This is a genomic window from Arenibacter sp. S6351L (assembly GCF_023016025.1).
GTDB classification, from domain to species: domain Bacteria; phylum Bacteroidota; class Bacteroidia; order Flavobacteriales; family Flavobacteriaceae; genus Arenibacter; species Arenibacter algicola_B.
Genome location: NZ_JALKBB010000013.1, coordinates 79,203 through 102,364 on the forward strand (window position 1 = coordinate 79,203; position 23,162 = coordinate 102,364).

15 protein-coding genes are annotated in these 23,162 nt (G+C 40.4%); 5 read left to right on the top strand and 10 right to left on the bottom strand.

The features are described from left to right. The first annotated feature begins 2 nt into the window (after window positions 1-2). Entirely contained in the window at window positions 3-677 is a 675-nt protein-coding gene (locus MWU82_RS12330; RefSeq protein ID WP_215948841.1) for an ABC transporter ATP-binding protein, read from the top strand. 39 nt (window positions 678-716) lie between these two features. Here the strand turns inward: MWU82_RS12330 and MWU82_RS12335 are convergent, their stop codons facing one another. Further along, window positions 717-2,093, bottom strand: a complete 1,377-nt coding sequence (locus MWU82_RS12335) for a Gfo/Idh/MocA family oxidoreductase (RefSeq protein ID WP_247096594.1) — start codon at window positions 2,091-2,093, stop codon at window positions 717-719. Between the two features lie 106 nt (window positions 2,094-2,199). Then, window positions 2,200-2,910, bottom strand: a complete 711-nt coding sequence (locus tag MWU82_RS12340) for a DUF1003 domain-containing protein (protein WP_247096595.1) — start codon at window positions 2,908-2,910, stop codon at window positions 2,200-2,202. A gap of 110 nt (window positions 2,911-3,020) precedes the next feature. On the opposite strand from MWU82_RS12340, the gene MWU82_RS12345 reads away from it, so the two are divergent. Continuing rightward, a complete protein-coding gene (locus MWU82_RS12345) occupies window positions 3,021-4,751 on the top strand; it encodes an APC family permease (RefSeq protein ID WP_247096596.1) in 1,731 nt (576 codons plus the stop codon). Between the two features lie 147 nt (window positions 4,752-4,898). Further along, complete coding sequence (locus tag MWU82_RS12350; protein WP_215948845.1) at window positions 4,899-5,156, top strand: heavy-metal-associated domain-containing protein; 258 nt, start codon at window positions 4,899-4,901, stop codon at window positions 5,154-5,156. A gap of 8 nt (window positions 5,157-5,164) precedes the next feature. Here MWU82_RS12350 and MWU82_RS12355 read toward each other — a convergent pair whose 3' ends face one another. Both MWU82_RS12355 and MWU82_RS12360 read right to left on the bottom strand, forming a co-directional pair. Beyond that, entirely contained in the window at window positions 5,165-7,153 is a 1,989-nt protein-coding gene (locus MWU82_RS12355) for an amylo-alpha-1,6-glucosidase (protein ID WP_247096597.1), read from the bottom strand. Window positions 7,154-7,160: 7 nt separating this feature from the next. After that, the gene (locus MWU82_RS12360) at window positions 7,161-9,797 is read right to left on the bottom strand and encodes a glucosidase (protein WP_247096598.1); all 2,637 of its coding nucleotides are present in this window, start codon (window positions 9,795-9,797) and stop codon (window positions 7,161-7,163) included. A 191-nt stretch (window positions 9,798-9,988) separates the two neighbouring features. Here MWU82_RS12360 and MWU82_RS12365 point away from each other — a divergent pair, with 191 nt between their 5' ends. Both MWU82_RS12365 and MWU82_RS12370 read left to right on the top strand, forming a co-directional pair. Next, complete coding sequence (locus tag MWU82_RS12365) at window positions 9,989-10,498, top strand: hypothetical protein (RefSeq protein WP_247096599.1); 510 nt, start codon at window positions 9,989-9,991, stop codon at window positions 10,496-10,498. Between the two features lie 250 nt (window positions 10,499-10,748). Further along, window positions 10,749-12,065: a Gfo/Idh/MocA family oxidoreductase gene (locus MWU82_RS12370; RefSeq protein ID WP_215948849.1), complete on the top strand. Its 1,317-nt coding sequence runs from the start codon at window positions 10,749-10,751 to the stop codon at window positions 12,063-12,065. 104 nt (window positions 12,066-12,169) lie between these two features. On the opposite strand, the gene MWU82_RS12375 is transcribed toward MWU82_RS12370, so the two are convergent. The 6 genes from MWU82_RS12375 to MWU82_RS12400 all read right to left on the bottom strand — a co-directional run bounded on the left by MWU82_RS12375 (window position 12,170) and on the right by MWU82_RS12400 (window position 23,032). Further along, a complete protein-coding gene (locus tag MWU82_RS12375; protein ID WP_247096600.1) occupies window positions 12,170-14,788 on the bottom strand; it encodes an alkaline phosphatase D family protein in 2,619 nt (872 codons plus the stop codon). A gap of 136 nt (window positions 14,789-14,924) precedes the next feature. Next, a complete protein-coding gene (locus MWU82_RS12380) occupies window positions 14,925-16,016 on the bottom strand; it encodes a DUF5007 domain-containing protein (RefSeq protein WP_215948851.1) in 1,092 nt (363 codons plus the stop codon). A 22-nt stretch (window positions 16,017-16,038) separates the two neighbouring features. Next, window positions 16,039-16,683: a fasciclin domain-containing protein gene (locus tag MWU82_RS12385; RefSeq protein WP_215948852.1), complete on the bottom strand. Its 645-nt coding sequence runs from the start codon at window positions 16,681-16,683 to the stop codon at window positions 16,039-16,041. Between the two features lie 31 nt (window positions 16,684-16,714). Continuing rightward, on the bottom strand, window positions 16,715-18,259 hold the full coding sequence (locus tag MWU82_RS12390; protein ID WP_215948853.1) for a RagB/SusD family nutrient uptake outer membrane protein: 1,545 nt from the start codon (window positions 18,257-18,259) through the stop codon (window positions 16,715-16,717). Window positions 18,260-18,269: 10 nt separating this feature from the next. Continuing rightward, complete coding sequence (locus MWU82_RS12395) at window positions 18,270-21,461, bottom strand: SusC/RagA family TonB-linked outer membrane protein (RefSeq protein WP_215948854.1); 3,192 nt, start codon at window positions 21,459-21,461, stop codon at window positions 18,270-18,272. Between the two features lie 206 nt (window positions 21,462-21,667). Continuing rightward, the gene (locus tag MWU82_RS12400) at window positions 21,668-23,032 is read right to left on the bottom strand and encodes a Gfo/Idh/MocA family oxidoreductase (RefSeq protein ID WP_215948855.1); all 1,365 of its coding nucleotides are present in this window, start codon (window positions 23,030-23,032) and stop codon (window positions 21,668-21,670) included. Window positions 23,033-23,162: the final 130 nt, after the last annotated feature.

The following is a 23,162-nucleotide window of genomic DNA, read 5'->3' on the forward strand; positions in this document are numbered from 1 at the left end:
AAATGGAGTTCGTTTTAGAGACAAAAAACATCAATAAATACTTTGAAAAGCCCGTGAAATTTCATGTGCTCAAAGATATTTCATTCGGAATAAAAAAGGGGGAATTTGCCTCTATCATGGGTAAATCGGGATCAGGGAAGTCTACCCTGCTTTATATTCTGTCTACCATGGATACGGATTATACCGGTGAACTATATTTGAACAATGAATTGATTACGGGTCAAAAACACAACAAACTGTCCCAGATCCGAAATAAGAATATAGGATTCGTGTTCCAGTTCCATTATTTATTGTCGGAGTTTAGCGTATTGGAAAATGTGATGCTGCCTGCCAAAAAATTGGCAGAGAAGTCCCTAGCGGAAATAGAACATGATGCCATGGAGAAGCTAAGAATGTTGGACATAGAAAAGTTGGCCCACCAACGTGCCTCAAGGATATCGGGTGGGGAAAAACAACGGGTGGCAATCGCCAGGGCTTTGATAAACAATCCTGCTATTCTGATGGGAGATGAACCTACAGGGAATTTGGACAGTCACAATTCCGAAAATGTCTTCAGTATATTTAAGCGGCTTAAAGAGGAGGAAGGTCTTTCCCTTTTAATCGTTACCCATGACGAGGACTTTGCAAAACGTACCGATCGCATCATCCAGATGGAGGATGGGCGTATTCTGGATTAAACATGTATTGGTTATAACTCGTCCTTAACCAGCTTAGCTCTATTTAAAATCATTGGGATGTGGATGTTTCCAAGGGGCTCGATAATCCCTTTGTAAAAGCGCCGTTGCCTCTGCATCATTTACCACCACAATATTTTTAGGGTCATAGATCAACGGTCTTCCGGTGGCCATAGCCATATTGGCCAAAATACAGCTAGCTGTGGATACATGTCCTTCCCGGATATCGGCAATAGGCAAAGTTCCTTTATCAATAGCGGCAAGGAAATCCAACATATGTAATCTGGTGGCCGGTGCTGCGTTCAATTCTATATCTTTTTCGGTGAGGTCCTCCGGATATTTTTCTTTTTCATAAATAACGTCCATATGGATCTTTTCCCCATCCCCATGCGGAACAAAGTCAGCCCTCATGGTGCTTCCGGACAATGTGCCTTTCTCCCCATATAATTTAAAGGACCATGGGTAATCCGGGTCTGCAGGGGTTCCCCAACTTCTATGTTGCCATACGCAGTTGAGTTCCTCATATTCAAAGATGGCGGTTTGGGTATCGGCAATATTGGATTTCCCGTCTTTTTGTACATAGATTCCCCCTGTAGAACTTATTCTTTTTGGCCAATCCAACTCTAGCATCCACCTTACGGTATCCAACATATGCACGCACATATCGCCCATAATGCCATTGCCGTATTCCATAAAGGTTCGCCACCATCGTCTGTGGGGAATTCCATCATAAGGACGCAGGGGAGCGGGTCCGGTCCACAATTCATAATCCAAAAAATCAGGAACTTTTTCTATAGGAGGATTGCCATTGGCCCTCATATGGTAATAGCAACACATTTCCACATGGGAAATTTTTCCCAATAAGCCTGCGTCCACTATATTTTTTTTCGCATCTATAAGATGCGGGGTACTCTTACGCTGGGTTCCTACCTGAACTACCCTGTTATATTTTCTGGCGGCAGCTACCATGGCCTCGCCTTCAATGACATCAACACTTATTGGCTTCTGTACATAAACGTGGGCCCCGGATTTTAAGGCCTCAATGGCCTGCAGTGCATGCCAATGATCAGGGGTACCTATAAGCACAATATCCAAATCTTTTTCGGCGAGCATTTTTCTATAATCCCTATAAGTTCTCGGGGTTTTTCCCGATGGCTGCCTAAGACTGATGAGGTTTGCTGCTTCTTTTAGTAAATTGTCGTCCACATCACAGATAGATACCACATCCACTTTAGTGACTTGCATAAGCCTAAAAAGATCGCTTTTTCCATACCAACCCGTACCAATTAACCCAACACGAAGGGGTTTATCCCGGTAAATGAGTTCCATGCCATAGGATCCAAAGGAGGAAAGTGCCAAGGATGCCGCAGCCCCTTTTATAAAATGTCTTCTGTTGATGTTAAAAATCTTGGTGTCCATGGTTGATTTCGGTTTTTTTTTGGTTTTTAAAAAATACAAAATAACTTCAATCCTTGACGTAAATTCTGTGTAAAATTTTGAGATGTGATTATAGCACCTTTAACACCTAGCTTTTCTGTTGTCCTTTTATTTGCCTCATGATGTCTTCCATCATTTCGACCTGAACTTGCTGAATGTTCAATAACTCTTGTTGTTGATGCATGATAAGGTGGTCCAACTTTTCGTGCAGGATGCGAATTTCCAGTTCTGCTTTTAAATTGACCATATAATCTTGTTTGGCACGCTCCCTATCCTTTTCCTCCTGCCTATTTTGACTCATCATGATTACCGGAGCCTGTAATGCCGCCAAACAGGATAGAATTAAATTCAGAAGTATAAAAGGGTAGGGGTCAAATCCTTTATCCAATAGGAAAACAATATTGATGACCATCCAGATAATTATAAAAATGCCAAATAGAATTATGAATCTCCAGCTTCCACCAAAGCTGGCAACCTTGTCTGCCAATCGCTGACCAAAGGAATAGTCTGTTGCAGCATTCAACCCTTCCCTCTGGGTGGTGATTATTTTTTGTTGCTCTATCGTTTTAAGTACATCCTCTTCCAAAGTGGATAATTCACCTACCTCATGGATGAGATAGTCGGACAGGTATTTTTGCCGGTATAGATTAAGTTCGGAAACAGAAATGGATTTTTTCGAATTTATTTCTGGATGTTCCTTGTGGATAAGATCCATTATGGATTTTCGAATTGTTTTTACAGGAACCTGTTCGCTGATCGGATATTCCTTTAAGGAAATGGCGCTTACAAAGGTCTTCATGTCTATAGCGTTTTATCTAATAAATGTAAGTTATTTTCTTTCCTTATGAAGATAAAGTTGTGTTATTACCCTTATCTTTAAATAAGAATTCATTCCTTAATAATTTTTGGATGAAAAAAAAATTGAATCAGCTGGAGGCAACGGCTATATGTGGTAACGACATAAGTTCATCCTGTTTATATGTTTCCGCATTGGCCATCGTTTACTCCGGTCAGTATGCCTGGATTTCCCTTTTGGTAGTGGCCTTTGTCTTGTTTCTCTTTAGGAAAATTTATGGCGAGGTAGTGGGAGCACTACCATTGAACGGAGGGGCATATAATGCATTGTTGAATACTACTAAAAAGTCGACCGCATCCCTAGCGGCCGCATTGACTGTTTTGTCATATATGGCAACGGCCGTGATATCGGCTAGTGAGGCAGTTAAATATGCATATAGTATATGGAGCTTTATTCCTGTTTTGCCGGTAACAATAGGCTTGATGTTTTGTTTTATGGCCTTGGTTATCATCGGAATTGGTGAATCTTCCAAGGTGGCAATAGTTATTTTTTTATTTCATCTTCTTTCCTTATCCTTATTATGTGCTTTTTGTATCGTCTTTTTTGCTCAGAATGGTTTTGAAACCCTAATATTAAATTATAAGGTTCCGGTGGAGGGTAGTGTTTTTAGTGCTTTGTTTTTGGGGTTTTCTGCTGCGATGTTGGGGATAAGTGGCTTTGAAAGTTCGGCCAATTATGTTGAGGAGCAAGAGGCAGGTATTTTTCCAAAGACCTTGCGCAATATGTGGGTGGTGGTTACTGTTTTTAATCCATTGATTGCATTTCTGGCTCTCGCCATTATCCCACTTCATACCATTGAATCCAATCAAGATGCTCTGCTTTCCCACATGGCCAATGTATCCGGGGGTAATTGGCTTTCCATTCTTGTGGGTATTGATGCGGCATTGGTGTTAAGCGGGGCCGTACTTACCTCTTTCGTTGGAGTGGGAGGACTTATGGAGCGCATGGCATTGGACAGGATTCTGCCCAAATTTTTATTGAAGAAAAACAAGTCGGGCAGTTCCTATATGATCTACACGCTTTTCTTTATACTTTGTGTTTCCATATTATTGGCCACTAAAGGTAATCTGGCAAAATTGGCCGGAGTTTATACCATAGCCTTTTTATCGGTTATGGTATTGTTCGGATTGGGAAACATGATGCTTAAAATAAATAGGGCCAAATTACCACGCCCGGAAAAATCAAGTTGGTTGGGCCTAACGGTGGCCATCCTGGCGGTGATGGTAGCTATGGCAGGGAACATTTTTCTTAATCCCTCTTATTTGGCCATATTTACGGAGTATTTAATCCCAACGCTTATTGTCATATTTTTTATGCTGTACCGCACTTATATTTTTAAAGGCTTTCTTGATGTTTTGAGCTATGTATTTCCGGATAGGGGACACCTTTTTAAAACTTTGAATCGACATACCAAGGAATTACTGGCTGCAATTAATAGACAACAGTTTGTTTTTTTTACCAATCATGATGATGTGGCCACCTTGAATAAGGTGATGCTTTATATTAAAAATAATGAACCAACGAGAATCCTTAAAATTGTTGCCGTAATAAATGAGGAACATACCATAACACCCAATCTAAAGAAGGATATAGAGGTTTTGGATAGGGCCTATCCAGACATTCATATCCAATTTATTGAAGAAGTGGGTGTGTTTGGTCCAGATAAAATAAAGGAACTTTCAAAACGATGGGGAATTCCCACTAATTTTATGTTTATTGGCTCCCCTGGGGATAAATTTCCCTATAAAATCCAGGAATTGGGTGATGTAAGACTCATTATCTAATGATTGTTGCTTTTAAAGTTATGATAATTATGACCTTTGTCTATCCTTGTTTTTGTAAATTTATAGGAGGCTTACCCATTATGATAAAATCTAGGTTTAGGAGATGTGTAGGTCAATTAATTATTTATAGATAAACAGAAATTTATTATGAGTATTCTATCAGAAAATGTAATTCCCGGCAATCATGGAAAAGTTTTTGGAACCAATGCCAAAGAGGCCAATGACCTACGGAGAATTAAGGAGAACCTATTAAAAATCGAAGGTGTAAAAAATGTAATTTTTAATGATGATTTCCCAGTAGAGTTCACGGTACATACTACTAAAATGGTTGAAATAAAAGATATTGAAAAGATGGTCAAGGGAGTTGGGTTTCATGCCATACCCAAGGGACTGTTTTCTTTGTAGGGGAATATCTAAATTTCACTTTGGGCCTTTTTAGGGTTTTGTTCCGGTTCTGATGTTATTTCCTGTTCAATTTTGTCCAGCCCAAAATCGATATATAATTTAATAATGGCCGCTACCGACCAAGCTTGGTGAATACAACCTTTTCCCTCTTGCGGGTCGCTACCGTTAAAAATCTCGGAAATGCAATGAATGCCATTGTCCTTATAAAAATGTTCGCGCAACGGCTCCAATTCCAGCATTACTTTTTTCTTATTTTCTGGGGAAGTGCCATAGATTTTGAAATAGGCCTGAAAATATTCATGAAGTAGAAAAGGCCATACCGTGCCTTGGTGGTAAGCATGGTCCCGTGACCATTGGTTACCTTCATAGTTAGGTTTATATTCAGGACTAGCCGGATCCAAGGTACGAAGTCCAAAGGGGGTATAAAGTTTGTTTTCCACAGCCTCAAAAATGGACTTTTGTTGGTTGGTGTCCAAAACGCCGAAAGGTAGACTCAGACAGTATATTTGATTGGGCCGTAGAGTATCGTCCTGCGAGACACCAGGGATGATCACATCATATAAGGTTCCTTGTGGATTGGTGAAAAACTTGGTAAAATTGGATTCAAACTTGGCAATTAAGTCAAGGTAACGGGATTCAATTTTAACTTCAAGAATTTCGCAGAAATTTTCGTAAATCTTAAGGGCATTATACCAAAGCGCATTGACTTCCACAGGGCAGCCTATTCTTGGGGTAATGACCTTGCCCCCTACAATGGCGTCCATCCATGTCAGCTGTACCGTGCATTCCCCGCCGTAGATAAATCCTTCCTTCGTAACGTGAATATTGTAGCGGGCACCCGCAATATGCTGGTCCAATATATTCTTTAATATTTCAATATGATCTTTTAGGAATGCAATATCCTCGAATTTTTTTTGGTAGTCATAGCTGGCCACGAAAAGCCAAAGCGTGGCGTCCATAGTATTGTAATGTACCGGGTCTTTGGAATTATCTGGAAATCTGTCCGGGATCATCCCCTGATCCACACTTTTAAAAAAAGTATTCAAAATGGATTTGGACAGCTCTTTTTTACCAGTAGCTATGGTTAATCCGCGCATGGCGATCATAGTGTCCCTTCCCCAATCCGTAAACCAGTGATAGCCGGCAATTATGGACATGCTATTGGTAGACTTTCTTTGGACCATAAATTGTTCACCGGATAACATGAGGTCTTTAAAAAACCCAGGTGCCAGCTTTTCTTTGTTCATTGTACGTTTTTTGCGGTCTAGGGATAGAATTTTTTTTATTCCTTCCGCTATTACGTTCTCCTCAATAGTGAAGTATAATATTAGATCTTCCCCAGGCTGCAGTTCATGTACTAGATATCCGATTCTATAATAGTCGCAGACCGAACCCAGGCCACGGGCTTTACCCTTGGAGAGGATAATATTTTTAAACCAACAACGGGCCTCAAAATAATGTCCAGCTGTCCACCCGGTAAAAACCGGATTACTTCCATACTTGGGGTATGTTTTTAAATGGTCATTATTGAACTCGGTAAAGAAATTATAGCAGGAAGCTTCTTGAAAGGTAGTATGAAAGTCGTTATAGGCATAAAGGGGATGTAACTCCAGGACCAATGGTCTTTTTCCATTGTTGGTATAGGTAAGTAAAGTGGTATTGGATCCGGATATCATTTGTACATTTTTCCGCAAATCCCAATCACTATTGGCAAACTGCCAGGTAGGAGAGGGGGCAACATCAAAATTCTTTAAATATTTACTTCCATCCGGAAAAACTACTTTTGGATATTGATTGGTGGAAATATTATGATATTGGCCATCTATTAGAACCCGTTCTTCAATTTTTGCCACCACCACAGTGCGGTCGGTAGGAGGCTCTAGGGCAGCGACCAATAGACCGTGGTACTGTCTTGTATTGGCACCGTTGACGGCTCCTGAGGCATAACCGCCCAGTCCGTTGGTAGCCAACCATTCTTTTCTAAACAAATTTTCCAAATTACTATTATATTTCTTCCATTAAATTAGCCACCAAAGCGGTCCATCCGGTTTGATGTGAAGCTCCAACACCTCTACCACTGTCCCCGTGAAAATACTCATAAAATAAGATAAGGTCGTTAAAATGTGGGCTTTGGTATTTTTCTTCGTGTAATTGGTGAATGGGTCTATTACCGTCAGCATCCTTTTCAAAAAGTAGTATCAGTCTTTTGCCAATTTCATCACTAATATCCTTTAAATTCATCATATTGCCATTACCAGTGGGATAAGGGAATTTTAGTTTATTCCCAAAATAGCTATGATACTCCCTTAGGGAATTAATAAATAAATAGTTCATGGGCATCCAAATAGGCCCCCTCCAATTGGAGTTTCCTCCAAAAAGTCCAGTGGTAGACTCCGCAGGTTCATAATTAATCCCATAGGTTTTTCCATCTATGTGGATGGTGTAGGGATTTTCATGTATTTTGGACAGTGATCTAATGCCGAATTGCGAAAGAAATTCCTTTTCGTCCAAAATACTTCCTATCAGCTTCTGCAAACGCTCTTTTGGCACCAACGATAATAGAACATCCTGATTTTCGGAGTATTCTTCCATTACCTGATATTTTGCGTTTTCTATACGGTGTCTACGAAACCATTCCATACTTTTTCTAAACCTGGGTAGTTTGTCCAAATATTCCTTCTTGATATTCAATACCGCTGTAAGGGATAACAATCCCGAAATGGAACGCACTTTAATGGGCATAGATTCGCCATTAGGGAATATCAACTTATCATAGAAAAAACCTTCGCTTTCATCCCATGACCCGTTATAATCCTGACTTATGTTATTCAATGCTTCTGCAATAAAGACAAAATGGCCAAAGTACTTCATGGTCATATCCTCAAAAGATATGTCTTCCAATGCTATTTCAAGGGCCATCTCCAACATATTTAGGCAGTATAAGGCCATCCATGAGGTTCCATCAACCTGTTCCAAAACCCCTCCCCCTGGAATATCGCGACTACGATCAAAGACCCCAATATTATCCAGGCCTAAAAATCCTCCTTCAAAAACGTTGTTTTCAAGACTATCTTCCCTGTTTACCCACCAGGTAAAATTTAGGGCCAATTTGTTGAACATCCGTTTTAAAAAGATAAGGTCCCCTTTACCGGTCCTCTTTTTTTCCATTTGATAAACTTGTAGGGAGGCCCAAGCTTGTACGGGTGGATTAACATCGCTGAAATTCCATTCGTATGCCGGTATTTGTCCGTTTGGTGCCATATACCATTCCTTGGTAAATAACAACAATTGATCCTTGGCGAAACTGGAATCTACCAAGGCTAGGCTAACACAATGGAAGGCGGTGTCCCAGGCCGCGAACCAGGGATATTCCCATTTGTCCGGCATAGCAAGGATGTCATGGTTCCTCAGTGTTTTCCATTCCTTGTTTCTGCCGTTAAATCTATTTTGTGGCGGGGGCATCTCCTTATGGTCTCCGTTAAGCCACCTTTCTACTTCGTAATTGTAATATTGCTTGGACCATAACAGTCCGGCAATAGCCTGTTTCTGTATTTCTTTGGCTTCTTTGGAAGTAGTTTTAAAAGTAGCATCCAGAAATTCTTGGGATTCTTGGATTCTTTTGGTAAAGGCAGTTTCAAAACTCTTATCGAACGGGGTTTCCAAAGAAGAGGCGGTCAATCTTAATTTAATCGATTTTGTTTCCCCAGCTTTAAGATATATCTCGTACAAGGGTGCAAATTTGGTGCCTTTATTATTTTTAGAAATAATGGAATAATCGTTGTTCACTACGGAATTGTGAAAGAGATCCTTTTTGAAGGGATGATCGTTCGGCTGCGCATAGACCTTCTCCATATTGGTCTCGTTCTCGGTAAACAACAATCGGGTTGGTTCTTCAAAATATAGGTTGTATTTGCCAACATAAATATGGTCTATGGAGACAAAGGTTTGGTCTTTAAGGGTTTGTTTTTTTATGATCGGTTTTTCGGGCATGCCTACGAAACTCCACAGATTTCTGGTCCAAAGAGTGGGTAGAACATGTATGGGAGCAGACTTGGAACTTCTATTGCTAATAGATATTTTTATGAGAATATCCTCGTTGTCCGCCTTTGCATATTCTGTAACAACATCAAAATATTCATTGTTATCGAAGATGCCGGTATCCAAAAGCTCGTACTCGAAATCATACTTGCCCCGCTTCCTGTTTTCTTCCACCAATTCTATATAGGGAAATTCGTTCTGTGGATATTTGTACAGATGCTTCATATAGGAATGGGTGGGGGTATTCTCCAAATAGTAATAGAGCTCCTTAACATCTTCGCCGTGGTTCCCTTGAGGCCCTGTTAGGCCAAATAGTCGCTCCTTTAAAATACTATCTTTACCGTTCCATAGGGCTATTCCAAAGCATATATTACAATATCGGTCAGATATACCGGCAATCCCATCTTCTCCCCATCTATAAGCCCTACTTCGGGAATCTTCGTGCGAAAAGTAGTTCCAGGCATCTCCATCCGGACTGTAATCTTCCCTAACCGTCCCCCATTGCCGCTCACTTAAATATGGACCCCATTTATGCCAATCCTTCGTTTTGGATCGGGAATCTTCCAATCGCTTTTGTTCTTGAGCTATTTTTTCTTTAGTCATTCAATTAAGATCACATAAAAAGGCCCATGCGGTTGACCATTGTCTTGCGCTATCGGCACTTTTGAATTCTATAATTAAAGATAGCATATGTTTAACACATTTTTAACCTGTCAACTGTTTAAATAATAACTTGGATGGCATTTTTTTGAGGCCAATGATGAAAAACGGAGGTTTAATTAAAATTTTTTAAAATGAAAAAATTTGTGTTTTCCCTTTTGTCGGGTCTGATTTTGGTTGCATGCCAGGCACAGGACGACCGCAATAAATCCAAGGTTGATCTGGCCGAAAAAAATACGGACAGTATTTCTGTGAATAAACCGAAAATTAGCTGGAAGGTTGATAAAAAATACGATGAGAAAGGAAATGTAATAGGATATGACTCCATTTACTCCTATTCCTACAGCAATCTAAAGAACTTGCCAAAGGAAATGAATCTGGACAGTATTATGAATTCAATGAAGTTTTTTTCACAGGGTAATTTATCCTTTTTTATGGAGGGCCATAATTTGGGGCAGTTTATGGATATGGATTCCATTATGAACGGAAGTCAATATTTTAAGGATTTCTTTGAAAGACAACGTAGCAATAACTTTTCGGACATGCGGGAACTATTCCAACAAATGGATTCCCTTCAAAATATGATGATGGAAAGGCATCGGAATTTTAAACCGGAAGCTATTGAAGAAAAGTCCAAACTATAAGGAAATTGTCCTTTTAGTGTTAGCTGCTAAATATGGTCGGATTTTTGGTGTTAGGTAAATTTACTTTCGGTTTTTTGGGATAACATAGAATATTTAACATAATCGATGCTATTCTGTAAAAATGTACATTGTACGTTTCCAAATAAATCTCTATCTTGACAACCCATTCTTGTCCTCCAATTTTTTATGAGGCAATGATTAGGTATTTTTTTAATTTAAAACATAAAAAACTAAACAAACAAGTAACACCATGACCAATATTAAAAACAGTAGAAGAGATTTTGTTAAGAGCAGTGCTCTAGTAACAGGAGCAATGATTTTACCTACCATGCAGATGAATGCTATGGTAAATGTCGCTAATGACAAGAAATTAAAGATAGCCTTGATTGGTTGTGGTGGTCGTGGTACAGGTGCGGCGCAACAGGCCTTGAAGGCGGATCCCAATGTTGAATTGGTGGCTATGGCCGATGCTTTTGAGGATAGGTTGCAGGGAAGTTTAATGAATTTGCAGAAGGAGTTTAAGGATAGCAAGAAGGTAAATGTTCCCAAGGCCAATCAGTTTGTTGGTTTTGATGGCGCTGAAAAGGCCATAAACATGGCAGATGTGGTTATTTTGGCGACTCCTCCAGGATTTAGACCCCAGCATTTTGAATATGCCGTTAATGCAGGAAAGCATGTATTTATGGAAAAGCCGGTTGCCACGGACATACCTGGAGTACGAAAGGTATTGGCAGCGGCGCAAGTGGCAAAGGATAAAAAACTGAACGTGGTTGTTGGTCTTCAAAGACATTATCAGGACAACTATTTGGCAGGGATAAAACATATTAAAGACAATAAGATCGGAAAAATTGTTTCCGGACAAGTGTATTGGAACAGTGGTGGTGTTTGGGTAAGGGAAAGACAGCCTGGACAATCCGAGTTGGAATACCAGATGCGCAATTGGTATTATTTCAACTGGTTGTGCGGAGACCATATTTTGGAACAGCACATCCACAATATAGATGTTGCCAACTGGTTTATTGGGGAATACCCAATATCGGCACAAGGATTTGGTGGAAGGCAAGTAAGGACGGGAAAGGACCATGGGGAGATTTTTGATCACCATTTTGTAGAATATACCTACCCAAGCGGTGCGGTAATCGCTAGTCAGTGCCGCCATATGCCAGAAACTATGAGTAGGGTAGCGGAAACATTCCAAGGTACCAAGGGTACTATTGAGACCTATGGTGATAACACCTTTATTAAGGATTATGCCGGTGGGGAAATATTTACCCATAGAGGAAAGGATGATCCAAACCCTTATCAGGTAGAGCATATTAAACTTTTTGAATCTATTAGGAACAAAGGAGTTATTGCCGATGCGGAGAATGGAGCTATGAGTACAATGAGTGCCATTATTGGTAGAATGGCAACTTATTCTGGAAAGGTAATTAAGTGGGAGGAAGCCATGACTTCCAACATTGACTTGGCTCCGGACAATTTAACATGGGATTCCCCAGCACCGGTGCAACCTAATGCCGATGGTACTTATAATATTCCAATCCCAGGAAAGACGGTAGTGATTTAAGTTTTTAAATACTTATGATAATTAATCCCAAACTTTCTATAATCGTAGAAAGTTTGGGATTTTTTTATTGGTCCATATAGCGTTAAAAGAAATACCGAGCCATTTTATACAAGACTAACCTCCAATATTCGTTTGTTGATTGTTTTGGCCCTAATATTTTTTAGTGTCTTTTTTCTTTTGTTTTGCGTATCCAGGATTACGATGGTATATTTTCCTTCATCGAAGACTTTGGGGGCAAAGGTGTTGGTTGCCATACGAATGGAATAAACTAACTGATGGTTATTATCGAAAATTGAAATAACCGGTTTATTTCCGTCGGCAACCTTAATGGTAGGCAACCAGGCTACAGCCTTTTTTCCATAATTGTCCTCTTGTTTTATGGTGATTGGCCATCCTGGGAATTGTTCATTTTTATTGCTGCTAGGGTCGGCATATCTAGGCCAACAGGCCGTGGTTATGGTTCTTTCTTTCTTATTGAAGGTTACCAATCCGTATCCTGTGGCCCTATTGTGAACAATGGCAGGCTCAATCCCGGTATTGAAAGGATTGCCTACGGCACGGACAGATATTTTATTCCCAAATCCGTCCACATGATTACCTACATAGGCGGGATTTTCATAAGTATGTTCATCGCTTTTCACTTCCGGCCAGAATCTTCTGGGCCAAATATTGTTCAAGGCAGGACCGGCAAAGGCATAACCGCTATCTCCGTGCTCATCGGTGCCATATTGGATAAAACTTCCCAAATGTTGGTCACCGGCAATATGAAATGCATAACATTTTCTGATGGCCTCAACGGCCTTATCCCTTTCATTTGCAGGCCAGCCGTTGGAATCCATATCTACGGTAGGGACATCCCCAAGTACGTATTCTCCCTTTTCAGGAATAGGTAAGGAGGGAACCACATCATCGTTAAGGGCCGTTTTTGGTAAGGTAGCTACGGTGGCAAAATTGGTCTGGGATAGCACTACTTTCATTTCTATACCATTGTTCCAATCCTGGGTCCAATGATCTATAAATTTGTGCTGCCTCTTTCCTAAAAGTACGGCATCCAGATCCCGGTGTTGTTTTATATCAAATTCTTTGTTCTGTATCCAACCATTTCTAACCTGGGCTTCCGGAGGTAATACATGCTTTGGGGCCGATTTAAACTTTCTGTCCTCCAAGATGGCAAAACTAAGTCCAGCATAATTCCAAGTCGTATAATAAACGCCGATATTCTGTTGTACGGGAGTAGGGTCGTAGGGATCCGGTAAATGGCTGGTTTGGGTAAATTGTACCATGTTGACCCATTCGGCAGGCATTTTATATCCGCCAGAATCCTGTGCCAGCATGCCATGTCCTTCACTGGTATCGGCCTTTTTTCCACTCTCGCCCCATACATTACCGTGGTATACATCATGATCATCTGGGATTATGGCGCAGGGTTTGTGCCTAAACAATTCCCTGTAAGACCAACCGAACATCATCCATTTTCTAAGGTAATCCAGACATAGATTGTCCAGGTCACCACTGCGTTCTGCTCCATATCCACCGGTACCCTCGTAAAATTGGTCACCCAGGAAAAGAATAATATCAGGATTTAATTTGGACATATTTTCGTAAACGTCGTTATCTGGAAAACCATAGTGAAAGTTACAGCTAAAAACAGCTGCTGAAACCGATACCTTATCCATTGGTTCTTGGGCTATGGTTCCGTCGTAGGTGTATTGGTGGGTTTCGTTTTTTAAAGGAATTTCTACCAGAACACGGTACGGAACATCCGTGTTGGCAGTCCAGTTTTCAACAATGAAGCTTATTGCTCTTCCTATATGTTCCAACTTGGTATTATTGGCGGTTTTCCAAATGCCTTGCTCCTTGAATTGCAGCACAATGGTATGTCCCTCAATTTCTTCAATGGGAGCTAATTGTGCTGTTAGTTTTAGCTTTTGGTCATGAAGGGTGTATTGGGCAAAGCAAATAGGTCCATATAATTGGTCCTTGTTTGAAATAAGATTATCTGCGGATATATTCCAATTGGAAAATGAGGCAGAAGGTTGGGATGCGTTACTCTTAGCCGTTTTTACATCGGCGAGCAGGGCAAAATTGCCTTCAACACTTTTACCATCAACGGCTATGTTTTCCTGGGTATGAATTAGTTGATCGGTTATGGAGTCCAGTATCAAAACCTTTAATTGGTATTTATTTTCTGAAGGCCTAAACTCTGCTACCAATTTGAAGTTATTTGGAATTTGTGAAAGCTTGGTTTCGAAGGATTCATCCCTTACCTGTAGCGTACCATTAGGGTTAAGTCCTATATTGAGCCCTTTACCAAAAACGGCAGCGGATCGGTAATCCTCAAAAGGACCTTTACATCCCAGTCTTATTCCCAAACAGCCTTTATCGGTAGGTGATATATTATTATTTAGTAAGTTTATTTCCACATTCACCTGTAATGGGGACAGATTTTCCGTTTTTTGAACGGTCAATAACTGAAGGTTTCTATTTTCAGCACTAATATTGCAAACGACCGTTCCATTTTTAAGTCGCCAATCCTGCAATCGGTTTCCCCAATATTCGGGACCTACCCATTTCATATCGGGCCAGTTGTGCCAATTGCTTTTAAATTGTATTGTTTCAAGTATTTTATTTTGGCCTACTAATCCAAATGGGAATGCCGAAGCGGAAAAGCTGGGCAATAGGGTTCCCAGTGCAATGGTCTTGATGTATTTTCTTCTGTTCATGCTGGTTGACTTCAAGTTGTGTAAAGTAGTATAATTGTTGTCATTATGGCTAAAAATAAATAAAAAAATGGTTTGAAATGGGAACCAAAGTTGCGCCAAAACAAACCATTTATAAGGTATACTAAACTAGTTTATATTATTCCTTTATCTTGGTATATGGTATTTTCATTTTTATCTCCCAGGTACCGGAATCATTTATTTTGATTCCCCAGCGTATATAGGCCCTGTTTCTAATTTCTCCAGTGTCTGGATCTATATATGGTGTCCAATCTTTAGGTCCATTATCTGCTTCAAAGGCTGCAGTGTCCACTGTAAAGGCATCATCTGTGGTTAGGTAATACATTAAATAGGAGTTGGTCCCGGTAGCATAAGTTCTTCCGTACTGAGGGAACGGTGGTGCCGGTAGCGAGAATGTGGAACCAGTTGCATCAACTTCCGTATCTACAGAATTGTCATGATAGTTTTGTAAGAAGGTTGACCCGGATGGATAGAAGACAACCTTTTCTGGATTTAATGGTTTATCATAACTGTCCGCGATGATCATTTTCACTTTAACCCCCAAAGCTGGTTCTTCACTTACCTTGGTTACTGTTATATAAGGATGGGTACCATCCAAAACACTGGGAACACCGTTGTCAAAATCGTTCATAATGGTAGAGGTATAGGCTATGTCATAAGCGCCGCCACCTTTGCCCAATTGCAGTCTTGAACGCATTTCTGTTGGGAATTCAACCGGTTGAAAATCATCCAATTTTACTATTACAAAGTCATCCAATTGACGCTCCCCCCTTACGTTGGTAGCTTTAACGTTTACCTTGTAAATGTTATTATTGGTTACAAACTTACTCGCCTGGGTAAAGGCCAATTGTCCGCTCACTTCATTGATCATGATGGTGGGGTAATCTCCCAGTTCCAACTTTTCTTCCACTAATGCCAAAGTAGTATCGGTTTCGGCATTAAAGGCGGACTTCCAAGTTAACAGCTCATATTCGTCGAACAAATCGTTGGTAGGGTTGCCTTGGGCATCCGTGATACTTGTAATCTCCCATTTTAAGGGGTAGGTTGATCCTTCTATGGCCGGTGCGGCCCCAACTTTAAACACCCCACGTGGAACGGCTATGGTGTCTTCCAAAGCATGGATATTGTCACTGATGTAACCCACTTCCGGTGGTTGACAAGATGCAACCATTACGATAATGATCAGTATGGAATAAATTATATTTTTCATCTTTTTGTTTTTATGATTTTTATTAGTCCCTTTCAAAATTGAACAAAGTATGGTTTCCCTGTAGGACATGAATAACTCCATTGGTAGAGATTAAATTGGAGGTTTTTACTACCACCTTATCATCATCATCTATGTTATCCCATTCGTCCCAGTCATCACCTTGTTTATAAGTGAAGTACACATATTCGGGTTTGGAATCCAACTCATTATTATATTGATCTGTTGGTTCCAAGGAAATTCTTTTTTCTTCACCGTTTACGGCAGTATAGATTTTTCCTTGGTCCTTGGTCATGTTTTCCCTTCTTATTTTTCCGGAAAAAATATAACCCCCCATATATTTGGTAAGGGTATCCAAAGGAATATCGTTTACGGTAAACTGGGCTTGTGGATCTACTTCCCTCATATCTGCCAGTACAGCGTTCACATAATTCTTAATGGAAAGATTATTGGGAGCAAAGATGGTGTTGTTTCCGTTCACCAAATCGGCCATTCCCGCTTTTTCAATTAATAGGGCCAAAGTATCCAACTGACTATGGGCTTTAAAAAATTCCATGGTGGTAGTTCCCACCTCTGGACTACTAATACCTCCATCTACAAGGTAGTTTCCATCCTTATCACAGGAATAAAGGACTACAACGGCTGTTAGTATGATTATTATTTTTTTCATCGTGATTGTTTTCTTTAGTTCTAAAATTAGTCTACAATTTACCTCTCCAGTATTCTGTTTGTAGAATGGAAGGATTCCTCGATATCACTGAAGGAAGGACGGGCCAGAAATATCCTTTTTTGGCATTTCTTGCTTGGTTCACCCATGGCACTCCATCGTAATAATCCATACGTATTCTATCATAACCAGATTGGGCTTCACCAACAAATTCAATGGCGCGCTCATCAAATATGGCCTTCATTAGGGATTCGCGGTCTGTTCCTCCCGTATAATCCGGAACATTGGCTTTGCTTCTAATCTCATTTAAATCAGAAATAGCAGGACCCGATAGATCTTTTCTGGCATTGGCCTCTGCTCTTAATAAATACATATCTGCCAACCTGAATATTAAGATATTGGATTCAGAAAATTGGGCATAGGCATCTTCGGAAGCTTCATCCTGTGCAGAATGCGAGTATTTCTGTAGGTAGGAGTAGTCTGCATTGGTTCCATATTCATAAAAGAAAAGATCCTTACGCACGTCATTAGCTCTATCGGCATCTGTGGCCATCATCTCATTACCATAGAAATCTGGATCCATATAAGGACTTATACCGGTATTGACACTTTGCCAAACAGGGTAATTTAATGTAAGTCCAGTATGGTTATCATCATATTGAAGCAACCTAAAGGATTCGTTCATATCCGCGCTGATATTGATTTCGAACAAGCCGGTCTTGGATTGACCGATGCACATTTCATCAAACCCCTCTTTTCCTTCGTTTACATAATCGATTAAACTGGCACCACTATTATTGATAACTGATGTAGTTGCGTCAATGGCTTGCTGTAACATCTCGGGATTGTCATTGTCCCTTCCTGCATACCAAAGTGTAATGTGGGCCTTTAAGGCTTCTGCGCTTGCCTTGTTGGCAGTAATAGCCCAATTGGAGGCTCCTGGAGTGGAATACTGCAATAATCCAATAGATTTATTAGCGGCTTCCAGAGCATAATCCAACACTTGCAATTCATCAACCCTTGCATTTTCAACAATGTATCCGTCCTCAGAAATAAGCTGATCGGAGCTTTCTATGGATTGCTCTACAATAGGCACATCTCCCCAGATACGGGCCATATAAAAATAGGTCAGTGATCTAATAAAGGCAGCTTCTCCCAAAAGGCGATCTTTTTCAGACTGGGAATCGAACATATCTACGGGCATATCCGCTATATATTGTTCAATGGTATAGGCCCAGTTGGCGGCTCTATAGAAGTTTTTCCAGTTCATGGAAGCATCTCGGTAAGCCAATACGTAATTGCCACTACCTTCAATGTAGTTAACGATCCAGTTGCGACTGTTCATAAAGGTCATTCCGGTCCATTCACCCCAATATAGAAAATTGGATTGTGTCATAATAGCTTCCTTAAAAAGACCATAGGCACCAGCAACGGCCTGTTCGGCGTTTGCCTGACTATCCCAAAAGACATCGGGATGGGTAATGCTGATAGGCTCCTGGTCCAATAAATCGGAACAGCTGGCTGCACCTAGTAAGCCCAGGACCATGATATATATTTTAAAACTTTTTATCTGTTTCATCGTTTATAATTTAAAATTTTGTATCAATTCCAATGGTAATTGTCCTAGCTTGTGGATATCCGTTTCCATAAGTATGTCCTTTGGCATCCACCATGGAGGCATCTACTACCTTCTTGGATCTCTGCCATTGGTAAGGGTTCAACATTGCTCCGTAGATTCTTAAACGGGATAGGCCAATGTTCTTCATAAAGTTATCGTTCTGATCAAAAGTGTATCCAATGGAAGCATTGTTAACTTTCCAATAATCACCACTTTCTATCCAAAGGGTCTGATTGCCCCTAAAGCCGTAAAATGCTCCAAGTGTTGGACTCTGTGGGTACATGGCAGGAAAGTCAACACCGGCAGCACCATCACCAGGCTGTTGCCAAAATGTATATTCACTTAGGTCGGCAAGTCCTCTTCTGGCCCAATCGTCACCACCCCTATCGTAGCTATCCATATAACTGTTTAACACGGTATTCTTTATATCGGCACCAAAGGAGAATTGACTATAGGCTTGGAAGTACCATTTTTTGTACTGCAGGTTTATATTGAAGGAACCTGTAATATCGGGGATAGGAGAGTAGTCTGTAGTTAATTTTAGATCGTGCTCCTCATTAAGTAAGTAATCCCCGTTAAGATCTTGCCATATTGGAAAACCTGGGCGGATATTGGCCCAAGCGGATTTTCCTTGCAAAGGTTCTCCAGTAAATGGATTTACAGGCAATTGATCCAGATCATCAATGATATAATCATTAATGAACATCTTGTACAGGTTAAGCGGACGCCCAACAACATATCCATAATCACCTCCTATGTAATCCTGGTTGCCATTTGGCAATTTGGAAACGTAGTTTTTGTTTTGAGCAAAACCAACGGACAATTCCATTCGAAGGTCGTTCTCCCTAGGGAAAACGTGGTAACGTAGCATGGATTCCCAACCGTAGTTTAATACCCCGGCTACGTTTGTAGGAGCGGAGTTATAACCGGAATAGGCGGGGAAAGCAACATCAAAAAATAACTTGTCCGTACTCTTGTTATAGGCATCAAATGCCAAACTTACCCTTCTGTTGAACATATCCAGGTCAAACCCAACATTCCATTGTTCGGTTTCTTCCCATGAAAGGGATGCATTCCCAATTTGGTCGTAATTTGGAATAACCCCGGTAACACCACCGTAACTGGAAACATTCATTTGGTTGGCCCAATAAGGGTTTCCACCATAACCTAAATTGTATTTTCCGAAACGTAGGTAGTTTTCTGGGAATTGCTTCCCGTTGATACCCCAGCTACCCCTAATTTTTAAATAATCTATAAAACTGGAAATATGGGGCTTAAGGAAGGGCTCATCCGAAATAACCCAACCTGCATTTAGGGAAGGGAACTTGGCCCAGCGTACATCTTTACCAAATCTGGAGGAACCATCAATACTGAAGTTTCCACCCACCATATAACGATTTTTGTACTTATAGCTCACACGCCCAAAATAGGATACCAATGCATTGGCACTTATATCGGTATATCCACTTATTTGGTCTTGGGTGTACCTGTTGTTAATTGTTTGAATAGCATCACTACCAAAACCAAAGGCGGTCATGGCCATGTCTTCATATTTGTTATAATCTACCCTATTTCCCAATACTCCAGTAACTTCATGATCGTTATTGGCACCAATGTTTTTAAATAGGCTTAAATAGGTTTCAGCGGTCAAGTTTTTTCTGTTGTACAAAGCATAACTTGCAAAACCATCTCCTTCTGTCCTTATGGTAGACGGCTCATAAAAGTTCTTCTTATTGCTGTCATAAACAAAGCTTAGTTGGGAGTTTAGGCTAAGGCTTGGTAAAAGGTCAAAGGTGGCAAAGTTGGAAATGGTAAAGTTAACTGTCCTATCCTCATTTAATTTGCCTTCCAGCTCCCCACTTAAGGACTGTTTTCTTTCGTCAGTGATATAAAATAGGGAAGATTGTAGTCCGGCCGGATCTACAGGTAGGGAAGAGTTAAGGTTAAAACTTCCTTGGTAAGGGTTTCCTTGTCCAGTTTGTAGATCGGTATGGGTAAATCTTGTAATTAATTGGTTGCGAAACTTTTCCCCAGCAGTAAAATTAAGATTGGAGGAAAAAGTAACCCTATCAACACCAGTACCTTTTATAACACCTTCCTGGTTGTCATAACCTAGGGAAACCCTATAGTTGGTTTTCTCACTACCACCACGAACACTAAAATCGTACTGCTGATCAATCCCGGTTTTATAAAATAAACCTTGATAATCTACATTATTATTAAATGCAGGGTTTATACTGTCGGTCAAGACCATTGGTGTTTGTCCCGATTGTAATTCGTCCGTATGCCACCATCTTTGGATCATCCCCATTTTGGCTTGCCTTTCAGCGCTTCCTGCCAACATTGGTACCAAGTTGGGTTTGGGTTGCAACCCTAAACTGGTGGAAAACGAAAATTCCGGTTTGTCAAGGGCTACACCTTTTTTGGTTTCAATGATTATAACCCCATTGGCTCCCCTGGATCCGTAAATGGCCGCTGCTGAAGCATCTTTAAGTACATCTATACTCGCTATGTCGTTAGGGTTCAGTGAGGCCAAAAAGTCAACGTTGGAGACACCATAACCGGCTAAATCCTCTAAACTGGTCTGTACCCCATCAATTACGTATAACGGACTACTGTAGGCCAAATCGGCATCGATATCCCCGCCTATACTGGTGTTACCACGAATAATTAGTGCACCCCTACCTGCAGGTGCCCCTGTCATATTCACACTCTGGATACCAGTGGCTTGGGTAGCGATCAATCCTGATACGTCCAATACCGGAATTCCTTCAATATCGTCGCTCTTAATACTGGAGACAGCACTGGTAACATCCCTTTTAAATACCTTTTGGTAACCAATTAAGACTACATCGTCCAATTGGGTAGCATCCGGAGCCAAGGTGATGTTTATCTGTGTTTGGTTTCCCACAAGGATTTCCTGTGGTTTAAAACCAAGATAGGAAACTGTTAAAATGGATTGTGGACCTTGTACGTCAATATAAAAATTACCATCAAAGTCGGATTGTGTTCCGGTAGAGGTTCCTTTAACTACGACAGAAGCTCCTGGTAATGGAACTCCATTGTCATCGAAAACGGTTCCTTGGACCGTTTTATTTTGAGCGTGGGCTAAATGGCCTACACTCAAAATTAGAATTAGTAAATAAAAAAATGGTTTTTTCATTGATCTAGTTTAAATTAATAATCGGTTGATGTTAAAATTTGAAAAATTCTTGTCGAGCTAATTTTTTTAAATGTTTCTGTTCATATTCTATTTGGGTTTTACTTTTGTGTAGTGTCTGTTACTTTTTAAACCCATTCCATTTTCATGAAATGGGTTTTGAAAAACAACTAACTCAAACAACTCAATAAGCAATTCTATATTTACAACTAGTATGTGTCCTTAATCCAGTTATAAGGTTTTCTTTTGATCCAAGTACCTCTGGTGAAATCAGGGAAATCCTGTGGTTCCCCATTATTTTCTATAGATAGTTCGGAAAGTGGTGTTACGGCACTCCATGCGGCAGCATCATAGGCATCCATAGGAGGTGCAATATTTTCTTTGGCCGACTCTATAAAGGCATTTATCACATAAAAATCTATACCGCCATGACCAGCTTCCGTAGCACTGCTTCCGAATTTTTTCCAAAGCGGATGATCATATTTTTCGAACCAGGAATCCATATTCTCCCATCCATGTCCTTCTGTAGTTCCCTCAATATGGATTCGTTGGGTGTGGTAATCGAAGTCCGTAAGTCCCTGTGCCCCCTGAACTTTAAAACCTAAGGAGTAGGGGTGGGGGTTGTTTACATTATGGGTAACTATGATAGTTTCCCCGTTGGAAGTTTCTATGGTAGAGGTAATGATATCACCTTGTTTAAACTTTAATTTGGCATTGGGATGATCTTCACCAGCGGTATCCACAATATATTTATGTAGACCAACACCTTTGGTAGCATGTGAAGTAAGTGATAAAAATCTATTTCCCCTGTTTATATCTGCCATAACCGCTATAGGTCCAAGACCATGGGTAGGGTAGACATCTGCATTTCTCAACAGGGAATGCTGTGTTCTCCAAGCCGATTCGGAGATACCTTTGGCGCCGAATTCGGCACCCTTTCCGTAGGCAGTTTTTCCGTCATTGAATTTTACCCCGCGCAGATCGTGCTGATATCCACATCTAAAATGTAATAATTCCCCAAAAACATTCTGTTTAACCATATTTAATACGGCAAGCACATCACGTCTATAGTTTACGTTTTCCAAAATCATGAGGTGGGAACCGGTTTCCTCATGGGTGTTGACCAAATCCCAACATTCCTCAAGGGTATTGGCTGCGGATACTTCAAGGCCGGTATATTTACCAGCTTTCATGGAGTCTACCGCCATCTTTGTATGCCATAACCAAGGAGTGGCAATGACCACTGCATCTATGTCTGCCAGTGCCAATAGGTTTTTATAATCGTGCTCATTTTTTCCAAAGGCTTTGGCCTTCTTTTGGCCAGCTTTTATTATATGATCCTGTGCAATATCAATACGGTTTTGGTCTATGTCACATATGGCCGTAACCAAAACATCCGTTCTTTTTAAAAGGTTATCCAAATGATTGGTTCCCCTTAATCCAACACCAATTACACCTACTCTTATTTTTTGGGCGTCTTTTGCAAAACCATTTCCTAAACTTAGATTAGGCAATAGGGCTATACCAGCTCCAGTAATGGCGGTCTTCTTAATAAAATTTCTTCTTTGGTTCATATTTTCCTTAATACAGATACTTGTTGTTAATGTTCCACAAATATTAATATTGTGTTAATTATTTAGGTGTTCTTTTTTTGCGTTCTAGGGGTAAATTTTCGGATTATTTCGATATTTGAAGTTTTTTTCC